The 11,813-nt window shown below is 46.1% G+C and carries 14 protein-coding genes, 1 tRNA gene and 1 pseudogene; 6 read left to right on the forward strand and 10 right to left on the reverse strand.

Annotated features, from left to right (window positions below; all coding sequences use genetic code 11):
- From GXP22_10745 to GXP22_10765, 5 genes are all read left to right on the forward strand, one after another.
- On the forward strand, positions 1-271 hold a 271-nt coding region (locus GXP22_10745), incomplete at its 5' end, for a 4Fe-4S dicluster domain-containing protein (protein ID NOX09942.1).
- On the forward strand, positions 271-720 hold the full coding sequence (locus GXP22_10750) for a hypothetical protein (GenBank protein NOX09943.1): 450 nt from the start codon (positions 271-273) through the stop codon (positions 718-720). The genes GXP22_10745 and GXP22_10750, both read left to right, overlap by 1 nt.
- Entirely contained in the window at positions 698-1,093 is a 396-nt protein-coding gene (locus GXP22_10755; protein NOX09944.1) for a hypothetical protein, read from the forward strand. The genes GXP22_10750 and GXP22_10755 overlap by 23 nt, the downstream gene beginning before the upstream one ends.
- Entirely contained in the window at positions 1,090-1,467 is a 378-nt protein-coding gene (locus GXP22_10760; protein NOX09945.1) for a hypothetical protein, read from the forward strand. Before GXP22_10755 ends, GXP22_10760 begins: the two co-directional genes overlap by 4 nt.
- On the forward strand, positions 1,464-2,384 hold the full coding sequence (locus GXP22_10765; protein ID NOX09946.1) for an RnfABCDGE type electron transport complex subunit D: 921 nt from the start codon (positions 1,464-1,466) through the stop codon (positions 2,382-2,384). Before GXP22_10760 ends, GXP22_10765 begins: the two co-directional genes overlap by 4 nt.
- 21 nt (positions 2,385-2,405) lie before the next feature.
- On the opposite strand, the pseudogene GXP22_10770 reads toward GXP22_10765, so the two are convergent.
- The 10 genes and pseudogenes from GXP22_10770 to thrS form a co-directional block, all read right to left on the reverse strand.
- Positions 2,406-3,017, reverse strand: a pseudogene (locus tag GXP22_10770) (FMN-binding glutamate synthase family protein).
- 20 nt (positions 3,018-3,037) lie between these two features.
- Positions 3,038-3,114, reverse strand: a tRNA-Pro gene (locus GXP22_10775).
- A gap of 7 nt (positions 3,115-3,121) precedes the next feature.
- Positions 3,122-3,478 (reverse strand): MerR family transcriptional regulator, encoded by a 357-nt coding sequence (locus tag GXP22_10780; GenBank protein NOX09947.1) that lies wholly within the window; start codon positions 3,476-3,478, stop codon positions 3,122-3,124.
- The gene (gene ihfA, locus GXP22_10785) at positions 3,459-3,758 is read right to left on the reverse strand and encodes an integration host factor subunit alpha (GenBank protein NOX09948.1); all 300 of its coding nucleotides are present in this window, start codon (positions 3,756-3,758) and stop codon (positions 3,459-3,461) included. The genes GXP22_10780 and ihfA overlap by 20 nt, the downstream gene beginning before the upstream one ends.
- 3 nt (positions 3,759-3,761) lie before the next feature.
- Positions 3,762-6,140, reverse strand: coding sequence for a phenylalanine--tRNA ligase subunit beta (gene pheT / locus GXP22_10790; GenBank protein ID NOX09949.1), 2,379 nt, complete (start codon positions 6,138-6,140; stop codon positions 3,762-3,764).
- Positions 6,141-6,148: 8 nt separating this feature from the next.
- Complete coding sequence (gene pheS / locus GXP22_10795) at positions 6,149-7,171, reverse strand: phenylalanine--tRNA ligase subunit alpha (protein ID NOX09950.1); 1,023 nt, start codon at positions 7,169-7,171, stop codon at positions 6,149-6,151.
- 209 nt (positions 7,172-7,380) lie between these two features.
- Entirely contained in the window at positions 7,381-7,740 is a 360-nt protein-coding gene (rplT, locus tag GXP22_10800; GenBank protein NOX09951.1) for a 50S ribosomal protein L20, read from the reverse strand.
- Between the two features lie 17 nt (positions 7,741-7,757).
- Positions 7,758-7,955, reverse strand: coding sequence for a 50S ribosomal protein L35 (gene rpmI / locus GXP22_10805; protein NOX09952.1), 198 nt, complete (start codon positions 7,953-7,955; stop codon positions 7,758-7,760).
- An 88-nt stretch (positions 7,956-8,043) separates the two neighbouring features.
- Positions 8,044-8,568: a translation initiation factor IF-3 gene (gene infC / locus GXP22_10810; protein NOX09953.1), complete on the reverse strand. Its 525-nt coding sequence runs from the start codon at positions 8,566-8,568 to the stop codon at positions 8,044-8,046.
- A gap of 6 nt (positions 8,569-8,574) precedes the next feature.
- Positions 8,575-10,500 (reverse strand): threonine--tRNA ligase, encoded by a 1,926-nt coding sequence (thrS, locus tag GXP22_10815; GenBank protein NOX09954.1) that lies wholly within the window; start codon positions 10,498-10,500, stop codon positions 8,575-8,577.
- Positions 10,501-10,624: 124 nt separating this feature from the next.
- Here thrS and GXP22_10820 point away from each other — a divergent pair, with 124 nt between their 5' ends.
- Positions 10,625-11,683: a 3-deoxy-7-phosphoheptulonate synthase gene (locus GXP22_10820; GenBank protein ID NOX09955.1), complete on the forward strand. Its 1,059-nt coding sequence runs from the start codon at positions 10,625-10,627 to the stop codon at positions 11,681-11,683.
- Positions 11,684-11,813 lie beyond the last annotated feature (130 nt).

Below are 11,813 nucleotides of genomic sequence, written 5' to 3' on the forward strand. Positions count from 1 at the left end.
AAAAAAGAAAGAAACTGTCCTTGCAGGGACAGCTGGAATATTCGCATTTCATGACATTGATTTATTAACTTCTGAAGGAAACCCCTGCATAAAATGTGGAAGATGTCTTGATGCTTGCCCATTAAAATTATTTGTAACCGTACTGATCTCTGATAAGCATAGTGAAATCCTGAAATGTATTGAGTGTGGAGCATGTCAATATATCTGCCCGGCCGGACGACCGCTTATGCAAAAAATACGGGAATTAAAAGAAGAACTTCAGGACGGGTGATGCGAAAAATATTATCTGGTCTGCTAGCTTTAACCGTGCTTCTGTATGCCGATATTTTCCTATTTGGAAAAGATGGGATCCAAATACAGGCCAACAGAATAATCGGTATAAACAAAAAGGTCATTTTAAATGATAAACCGGTTTTTTATAATGAAAAATTCACATTTTTGCCTTTTGAAGCCATCGGAGCTCAAGGAAAAATCAGTGGTTATATCGTTCTGCAGGATAAACTTGTGAGCAATGCTAAAATCACTCGTTCCAGAGAAGGCCTGACCTTTATAGTATTTAATAAAAGTAATGTCTTAAATCAATTATTAGGGCAATCGATAGCCAATCCAATTCGAATTGATGCAGTTACAGGTGCAAGTATCTCTACACAAGTATTAAATGATAGTATTAATGAAAGAATTCAAGATTGGAAAAAATATGCCAAATCAAACGACCTTTAGCTGGATTCTTGCTGGTTTGCTACCATTTTTTTGTGCTATGACCAGCCACGAAACAATCATATGGGCAACCGCTTTATTTGCAGGTGCGATTATCATTGGTAACAGAGGCCTTCTATATTGGCTATTATTAGCATGGGTGGCTTTTCTGATTGATCCGGCAGCAAATATACTGGCTATTGTCGCAAGCGGATATTTCATTACTTACTCCAGTAAAAATCTACGCATAAATCTCGCCAGGTCACTATCCACAATCGCCATTGCTATGATAATGGTTACATTCCCCATCACTCCATTTTTTAATCTCGGACTACTGCTTATTGTATTTGGTCTTGCTGTTTTTCAATATAAAACCGCAAGGGAGAAAAAAGCATGAAGATGTATGATGCCTTTTTTCTGGTTGTTGCACTCAATGTTCTTTTTAATTTCCCTGAAAAATGGAAGTTTATGGCGGTAGCACCCATCATAGTATTTTTCATTGGGTTTCTTCCAGTAGATCCACATTTTCAAAGCATTATTATTATCCTGCTAACATTGATATTACCTAATCGCCTGATTCCGATAGCACTTCTTATGGCACTGGCACCATTTCATACTATCTATGAAACCTTGATTTATAGCATAATGTGGTTAGTGTTAAATATTTTAATCCAAAAAAATCTAGCCGTATTTAGCAACAAAAAAGATTCATTGCATTGGATAATAATCGGCATTACCTACATCATCTTCCAGCCCCTAGCCTACTTATGAATATCAAACCATTTATACATTCGCAACAGACCACTACAAATATAATATATTTGACACTTATAGCGTTAACACCTGCCCTGGTAGCGTCTATTCTTAAGTACGAATGGAAAGGCACGCTACTGGTTTTAATAACAATTATTAGTGCCGGTATTATTGAGCTTCTCATCGCTGGAAGAAAAGGATTTGATAAAAGCATTTTCATAACAGCATTGATATTTGCACTTATTTTACCTGCAAACATCCCCCTGTGGATCCCTCCTTTAGGTTGTGCCATAGCTATATTGATGGGGAAACATATGTTTGGTGGCCTGGGACATAACCTGTTTAACCCTGCCGTCTTATCCAGAGCAATTCTAATGGTAGCGATTCCATCACTGTTTTTCACTACAGGGTGGGGTATTGATGGTATAACACAAGCAACTCCCCTGGCTAAGGAAATGGGCGCACTCTTACCAAATCTGGACATTCCTTTTAACTCAGGTTTATACACAACATTAGCGCAAATATCTCCATTTGCCGTAATAGCCGGGGGATTATTCCTGATTTTTTTCCGTGTCATCGATTGGAGGGTCCCATTCTATTATCTGGCAACGGTTTGCCTTCTAGCCTGGATATTACCGCCTGGTGACAGAATAATCGGACATACAGAGTGGCTAGCCTACAATCCATTTATTCAATTATTCGGAGGTGGTACCCTCTTTGCCGCCTTTTTTCTACTAACAGATCCTATTACCTCACCTTTTTCCGCACCAGGAAGAATCATCTATGCAGTTATAGCAGGTGCCTACACAATCATAATACGCTATTACACTCCATACCCGGACGGAGTGACATTTGCAATCCTTCTTGTCAACATGCTTACTCCAGTCATCAATAAACATGTGTTTGACTATGTCTATAAAAAGAAAATCAACTGAAGAAGTGGTAATTCAGTAAACTCAGAGGCACTCAAAACCGGAATACGCGACACCGGATAACAAGGCCATCTCACGATGCCAGGTTGCCAGATCATTGCTGTTAAATTTACTCAAATCGTCATGCCCACAGGCGCGCGCCAACGCAGGAATGGTTGGAACACTGATGTGATCCCTGAACATGACAGGAGCCGCACCCGTACCCCCACCACGACCATCCAGTATTATATAATCCGCACTGGCATCAAGGGCAAACTGAATACCCTTTTCAGTATGATTGGCACTAAGCTTGAAGCCAATTGGAATACCACTCGTAAGTTCTCGAACACGATCAGCGAAACGCTTAAAATCGACAACCGAGGAAAGCTCTTTAAACGTAGGTGGCGATATTGCCGGCTGACCCTCGGCGATACCTCTTACCTGTGATATCTTGCCATTATTCTTATTGCCCGGAAGATGGCCACCAGTACCCGTTTTGGCTCCTTGCCCACCCTTAAAATGGAAGGCCTGAACCTTGCTTAACAATTTCTCCCTGTAACCAAACTCAGCACTCGCCAACTCATAAAAATATCGACTATTCGCCTCTTGCTCTTCGGAGAGCGAACCAAAACTCATATCCGATACAAATAAAGGTATGTGGTTTGATTTTTGTTAATTGGTCGGGGCGAGAGGATTCGAACCTCCGACCGCCGGCACCCCATGCCGGTACGCTACCAGGCTGCGCTACGCCCCGAGATTTTTTATCGCCTCAATACATGTAACAGGTCTTCCATCTCCACCCGAAGCTGTCGAATAATTTGCTGGCTCTGTAAGGTATCATCCTTAGCTTCATCACCTGACAAACGTTGACGGGCTCCACCAATGGTAAAGCCTTCTTCATAAAGCAAACTACGGATCTGACGAATCATAATCACGTCATGACGTTGATAATAACGTCGATTACCACGGCGTTTTACCGGCTTAAGCTGGGTGAACTCTTGTTCCCAGTAACGCAAAACATGCGGTTTAACCCCACATAATTCACTGACCTCACCAATGGTAAAGTAACGCTTCCCTGGTATAGGTGGTAAATCGTTATTATTGCTGGCTTCCAGCATAAGCTTCTACCCTTGATTTTAATTTCTGTCCGGGACGGAAGGTAACAACCCGACGTGCACTAATAGGTATTTCCTCACCGGTCTTGGGGTTTCTACCGGGACGTTGATCCTTATCCCTTAGATCAAAATTACCAAAACCGGATAATTTAACCTGGCGACCATCTTCAAGTGCGGCACGAATCTCCTCAAAAAACATCTCAACGAGCTCTTTTGCTTCGCGTTTATTCAACCCTAATTCTTCAAACAGCATCTCTGCCAATTCAGCCTTTGTCAGCGCCATAATTCAATCTCTCAATTTTGCTGCTAGTTTATTCGTTAGATGTGCGGTTACTTTTGTTATCACCCTATCCACATCCTCGTCCGTTAGTGTGCGTGAATAGTCCTGTAAAATCAAGCCTAAAGCGACACTTTTTAGTCCAATTTCTATGCCCTTGCCCTGATAAATATCAAATAAGATCATATCCTGTAGATAATCAGGCTGACAGGAACGAATCTCTGTCATAATCTGCTGTGCACTAACCGCCTCATCCACAATGATGGCCAGATCCCGACGAATCGCCGGGAATTTTGATACCGTCTTATAATGCGCCAGGTTACCCTGCTGTATGGCTGCACGTTCCAGCTCAAACAAATAAACCTGTTCAGGCACTCCAAGATCCTTGGCAACACCGGGATGTATACGACCTAAACAACCCACTCTATTCCCATCAAGTAAGATATCTGCTGTTTGTCCCGGGTGTAAAGCGGGATGATTGGCGGCTTGAAATACAAGCCTGCCATGACAAGAGGCTAGATCCAGTAATGCTTCAACATCATTCTTTACATCGTAAAAATCAAATTTTGCTGCGCTTGCTGACCACTGTTCGGGATCACGCGCCCCATACAAGACACCTGACATTATATTATCTTGTTTTATATCATCACCTTGTGGAACAAACCTCATTCCGTACTCGAACAGTCGAACACGACTTTGTTGACGATTAACATTGTATTCAAGCGCCTTTAACAACCCACTCCACAGACTTACCCGCATCACAGACATCTCGGATGAAATCGGGTTTGCCAGGCTAACAGCTTCCTGCCCCGGATGAAGACGAACCTGCATCTCTGGATCAACAAAGCTGTAACTGATCGCTTCCTGATAACCACGATGCACCATCAGATCACGCAATTGATCGACACTGACCTGCTGCTCGGATACCGCACGCATATTCATGCTGGCAACCGGGCGACGACTCGGTAATTGATTATAACCATAGACACGGGCTATCTCTTCAATCAGATCAGCTTCAATCGCAATATCAAAACGGAAGGATGGTGCCGTCACTTCCCAACCGTCATCCACACCCTGTAGCACCATCCCCAGACGTTGAAGAATGGACTCCACTTCAGCATCACCCGGTTCAATACCCAATACACGCATAATACGTTGTCGGCGTAAAAGAATTGCTTTCTGTTGTGGCAAATCCTGCTGTGAGCAGATCTCGGTTACCGACCCCGCCTCACCACCGGCAAGATCCAGCAACAAGCCGGTAGCTCTCTGCATCGCAAGTGCTTGTAGTTGCGGATCGACACCACGTTCAAATCGATGCGAAGAATCGGTCTGCATTCCATAGCTTCTCGCCTTACCCGCAATCGTTAATGGTGAAAAGAAGGCACACTCCAGAAACAAATCACGGGTCTGTAAAGAAACACCTGACGATGCCCCGCCCATGATACCGGCAATGGCTCGCACCGCCTTTTGATCCGCAATCACCAGGGTATCCGAGGTTAAATTAATATCTTTACCATCCAGCAAGCCCAGGGTCTCACCTTCACTGGCATAACGTACGTCAAGTCCGCCATCAAGCTTGGCCAGATCGAAGGCATGCATCGGCTGCCCCCATTCCAGCAGGACATAATTAGTAATATCAACCACCACATCAATACTGCGCAGACCGGCACGACGCAGACGTTCCTGCATCCATATGGGTGTTGGCGCACTAACATCAATACCCTTGATAACGCGACCAAGATAACGCGGACAAGCCTCAGGGACAGAGACAGACACCTTCAATTCATCATTCAGGGTAACATTGACTTCATCAATAGACGGTACATTGACCTCAATCTCACACAGGGTAGCCACTTCGCGCGCAACCCCCGCAATGCCTAGGCAGTCGCCCCGGTTGGGGGTCAAATCGACTTCAATCACCTGATCATCGAGTTGCAGGTATTCACGAATATCCATCCCCACCGGCGCATCGGCAGGCAGATCCATCAATCCGGCATCTTCATCCGCAATACCCAGCTCACGCACTGAACACATCATGCCATGCGATGGCATCCCTCTCAGTTTGGCCTTCTTGATCTTAATGCCACCGGGCAGACGGCCACCCACTGTCGCCACCGGGGCCTTCATGCCAACACGCACATTAGGTGCACCACAAACAATCTGTAAGGGCTCATCGACACCCACATCAACCGTGCATACACGCAGCTTATCGGCATCCGGGTGCGCCTCCAGGGTCTTCACCTCACCAATCAACACACCGCTAAATTCAGCCGCGGCAGGTTCTACACCATCGACCTCAAGACCCGCCATCGTCAACCGCTCAAGCAATTCGTCTGTTGCTATCGAGGGATTAACCCATTCACGTAACCAGCTTTCTGAAAATTTCATATCGTTATCTACGCATTAAATTGTTGCAGGAATTTAAGATCGTTATCAAAGAACAGGCGCAGATCATCAACGCCATAACGCAACATAGCGAGACGTTCAACACCCATACCAAAAGCAAAACCGGTATATTTTTCATTATCAATACCGGCATGATTAAACACCTCGGGATGCACCATGCCACAACCCAGCACTTCTAACCAACCCGTATGACTACAGACCCGACAACCCTCGCCACCACACATCACACATTCCATATCGACCTCAGCCGAAGGCTCGGTAAAGGGGAAGTAGGAGGGACGAAAACGCACCGCCAGATCACGTTCAAAAAAGTGACGCAAAAAATCATCCAGGATGCCTTTAAGATCCGCAAAGCTCACCGACTCATCCACCAGCAAACCCTCCACCTGATGAAACATCGGCGTATGTGTTAAATCTGAATCACAACGATAGACACGACCCGGAGCAATCACCCGCAGTGGCGGCTTACTATCTTCCATAACCCGCACCTGCACGGGCGAGGTATGAGTGCGCAACAAGGTGTGCGCATCAAAGTAAAAGGTATCATGCATGGCACGCGCCGGGTGATGTGCCGGGATATTCAGTGCCTCAAAATTATGAAAGTCATCCTCAATCTCAGGGCCTTCCGCCACACTAAAACCCAACTGGCTAAAGAAGGATTCAATCCTGCGCATGGTGCGGGTTACCGGATGGATACCACCTGACACCTGCCCACGACCGGGCAGACTCACATCAATGGTTTCACTTGCCAACTTATGGGCAAGCGCCTGCTCAGCCAACACCTGCTTTCTATTCTCAATCGCTAACTGAACCTCACGCTTGGCGAGGTTAATGGCCTGCCCGGCCTGCTTGCGTTGATCACCCGGTAACTTGCCCAGTTGTTTGAGCTGCTCTGTCAACAGACCTTTCTTGCCCAGATAATGAACGCGCACAGCATCAAGTGCCGACTCATCATTCGCCGCATTGATCTGTTGTGTTGCTTGTTCAACTAATGCTTGTAATTCATCTGACATATCGTCATTCACCATTTGTTCTTTTCCTGGTTCCCATGCTCCCGCGTGGGAACCCAAACTTATATTCAATTATTAGTTCCGGTATGTATTCCCACGCAGGAGCATGGGAACAAGAAACAACAACCTGTTGTTCTAACGAAAAAGGGGAAGGCCAATGCCTCCCCCTTCGCGTCTAAAGAAAAACTACACCGTCAAGCGATGCTATTTTCTCAAGCGTCCAGTCCGGCCTTGGCCTGTGCTGCAATCGCAGCAAATCCCACCTTATCGAACACAGCGATATCAGCAAGAACCTTACGATCCACTTCAATACCTGCCTTGCTCAGACCATTAATCATACGACTGTATGACAGACCATTCTCACGGGCTGCCGCATTGATACGGGCAATCCATAAAGCACGGAACTGACGTTTACGCTGACGGCGATCACGGTAGGCATATTGCCCTGCCTTAATAACTGCCTGCTTTGCTACTCGATAAACCTTACGACGGGCTCCGTAATAACCCTTCGCCTTATCTAAAACTTTTTTGTGTTTTGCATGTGCAACAACACCGCGTTTAACTCGCGCCATGACTAAATTCCTCTAAATTAACTGTAAGGGAGCATACGTTTGATAGATGGAACATCTACCGCATCAACCATCAATGTCTTACACAGATGGCGCTTACGCTTACTCGATTTCTTGGTTAAAATATGACGAAGGTGGGATTGGCGACGCTTAAACCCACCCTTAGCCGTGCGCTTGAAACGCTTCGCAGCGCCTCGATTTGTCTTCATTTTTGGCATTTCACTACTCCGTATTCGTAGTATTAATAATTTAGTACCTGATCTGTAAATACAGACCCTTTAACCGATCGACAAAATCGGTGGTACCCTACTTCTTCTTTTGAGGGGAAATAACCATCACCATTAATCGTCCTTCCATCTTGGGGAATTGTTCAACCGAGCCATATTCGGCAAGATCATCTTCAACCCTCTTCAACAAATCACGACCTAACTCCTGGTGAGCCATTTCACGGCCTCGGAACCTTAAGGTTACCTTGACCTTATCCCCATCTGTCAGGAAACGTATCAGGTTGCGGAGTTTTACCTGATAATCCCCTACGTCCGTACCTGGACGAAACTTCACTTCCTTAACACTAATCTGCTTCTGTTTTTTCTTGGCGACCTGACGCTTTTTCTGCTCTTCAAATCTGAACCGCCCATAGTCCATTATGCGACAAACGGGTGGCTCACCCTGTGGAGCAATCTCTACTAAATCAAGATTGGCCTCATCAGCGACATTTAATGCCTCTTCAATAGTCATAACACCGAGTTGTTCACTCTTGTCTGAGACCACCCGAACCTCGGGAGCCGTAATCTTCTGGTTTACCCGATGTTGATTCTTCTTACTTGAAATAATACGTCATTCCTCCAAAACAGAGCGACCGTGAGACACGACTTCCCGGTTAAGTTCCTCAAGCAGTGTGTCTATCGACATCACACCTAAGTCCTTACCCGTTCGTGTACGCACGGCCACAGTATTCGATTCAACCTCCTTATCACCAATAACCAGTAGATAAGGAATGTGTTGAATCGTGTGTTCGCGAATTTTAAAGCCAATTTTCTCATTTCTCAAGTCTAATTTTGCCCGTAAGCCATTATTTTTGAGGGTTTCTTCAATTTTTCGCCCATATTCGGCCTGACGGTCGGTAATATTCAGTATTATCACCTGACAAGGTGCCAGCCACAATGGCAGTGAACCGGCGTAATGTTCGATCAAAATACCGATAAAACGCTCGATAGAACCCAGGATGGCACGATGCAACATCACCGGCACCTGTTTACTACCATCCTCAGCGATATAATGTGCATCCAGACGATCCGGCATAGAGAAATCCAACTGAATAGTGCCCAATTGCCAGACACGGTTCAGACAATCCTTTAATGAGAACTCAATTTTGGGGCCATAAAAGGCACCCTCACCCGGTTGTAGATCCCATGCCAGCGCCTTGTGATCCAGTGCATCCTGCAATGCCTTTTCTGCCTTGTCCCACACGGCATCATCACCGACACGTTTTTCCGGACGGGTCGATAACTTGATAATCACATCGTCAAAACCAAAATCAGCATAAACCTCGAACAACAGATCAATAAAATCCGAGACCTCAGCCAGGACGTCATCCTCAACACAAAAGATATGGGCATCGTCCTGCACAAAGTTACGCACCCGCATCAGACCATGTAGCGTACCCGAAGGCTCGTTACGATGACAGGAGCCAAACTCTGCCAGACGTAAAGGCAGATCACGGTGACTTTTCAGACCCTGATTAAAGATCTGAACATGTGCCGGACAGTTCATTGGCTTGATGGCATAATCACGATTATCAGAATGCGTGGTAAAAATCATGTCACCAAACTTCTCCCAATGACCCGACTTCTCCCACAGGGAACGATCCAGCACCTGTGGCGTATGCACCTCCTGATAACCATTCATGCGCAGTTTTTTACGAATATAGTTTTGTATTTCCAGATAAATATTCCAGCCCGCATCGTGCCAGAAGATCATGCCCGGTGCTTCTTCCTGAGTATGAAACAGATCCATCGCCTTACCAATCTTGCGATGATCACGCTTCGAGGCTTCTTCCAAACGATGCAGATGCGCCTTGAGTTCTTTCTTATCTTTCCACGCCGTACCGTAGATGCGCTGTAACATCTCGTTATCGGAGTTACCACGCCAGTAAGCACCCGCCAGTTTCATCAGCTTAAAACTCTTGAGCTTGCCAGTGCTCGGCACATGAGGGCCACGGCACAGATCAGTAAAATCACCCTGCTGATATAAAGATAAGGTTTGATCGGCAGGTATATCAGCAATAATCTCAGCCTTATACGCCTCACCAATACCCTTGAAATATTCAATCGCCTCATCGCGCAACATCACACTACGCTGAATCGGGAGATTCTGTTTAACAATTTCCTTCATCTTCTTTTCGATCACCACTAGATCATCCGGGGTGAAGGCACGTTCGTAGGAAAAATCGTAAAAGAAACCATCCTCGATCACCGGACCAATCGTCACCTGTGCCTCGGGGAATAGCTGTTTAACCGCCTGCGCTAATAGATGAGCCGTTGAGTGACGAATAACCTCGATACCTTCCTCATCACGGTCGGTAATCAGACTCAGTTCAACATCATTCTCAATCAGGAAACTGGTATCTAACAACTCACCATCAATCTTGCCTGCCAAAGCTGCCTTGGCTAAACCAGGACCAATATCAGCCGCCACATCATGGATAGTAATGGCTTGATCAAATTCACGTTTAGAACCATCAGGAAGGGTAATTACAGGCATTTCTTTCTCCAGTGGTGACCCATACTAAAGGCCACATGTTTGTTATAAAAATCAAGATGCGAATATTACAAGATTTTCAGATATAATGCTCTAATTATTAACGATCCATGGTCAACATCAAACAATGAAATACATAACCGACGATATTCGCATCTCCGGCATGCAAGAGGTCATTGCACCTGAACAGCTACACCAGGAATACCCGGTATCCAATACCGCATCAGACACCATCCATCAAGCACGAAAGGATATCCATAATATCCTCAACAGCAAGGATGATCGTCTATTAGTCATCGTCGGGCCCTGTTCGATCCATGACCCCAAGGCTGCACGCGAATACGCCCAACACCTCAGCGCATTGAAGAATGACCTGGATAAAGACCTGTGTATTGTGATGCGCGTCTATTTTGAAAAGCCTCGTACCACCGTTGGCTGGAAAGGCCTAATTAATGACCCACATCTGGACGAGAGCTTTAATATCAATTTCGGTCTGCGTCAAGCACGCAGCCTGTTACTCGATATCGCCGATATGGGTATGCCAGCAGGTACCGAATTCCTTGACCTCATCAGCCCTCAATATCTGGCTGATCTTGTCAGCTGGGGAGCCATTGGTGCCCGTACCACAGAGAGCCAGGGGCACCGCGAACTCTCCTCAGGCCTGTCCTGCCCGGTTGGTTTCAAGAACGGTACCCGTGGCGGACTCGGTATTGCCATTGATGCCATTCAGGCAGCATCACGTCCCCACGTCTTTATGTCCTTAACCAAAAAGGGGCACTCAGCGATTTTTTCCACCACCGGCAACGAAGACTGTCATATTATTCTACGTGGCGGGCTCAAACCCAACTACGATGTTGCCAGCGTCAATACCGCTGCAGAAGAGCTCACCAAACATCATCAAAAAGAAAAAATCATGATTGATTGCTCCCATGCCAATAGCAGCAAGGATCCCACCAAACAACCCGAGGTCTGTCGTGATGTCGCGCAACAGATTGCCGGTGGTGATCAACGTATCTTTGGCATCATGCTGGAGAGCCATCTGGTTGCGGGTCGCCAGAATGTCGACACGAATAAGGATCTCACCTATGGTCAGAGTATTACCGATGGTTGTATCAACTGGGAGGATACCGAACCGCTATTGCGTGAGGTTGCCGAGGCGGTGAGGCAACGGCGGAATATTGGGTAGTAACCGGGTAAAACCGGGGACAGACCCCAATTAAATAAGGGCAGACCTTAGGTCTGCCCTTATTTAATTGGGGTCTGTCCCAGGTTTTACGATTAATTTTGGTAGGCGCGATCGGATTCGAACCAACGAC

This window comes from Gammaproteobacteria bacterium, from assembly GCA_013151035.1.
In the GTDB taxonomy this organism is placed as follows: Bacteria; Pseudomonadota; Gammaproteobacteria; order JAADJB01; family JAADJB01; genus JAADJB01.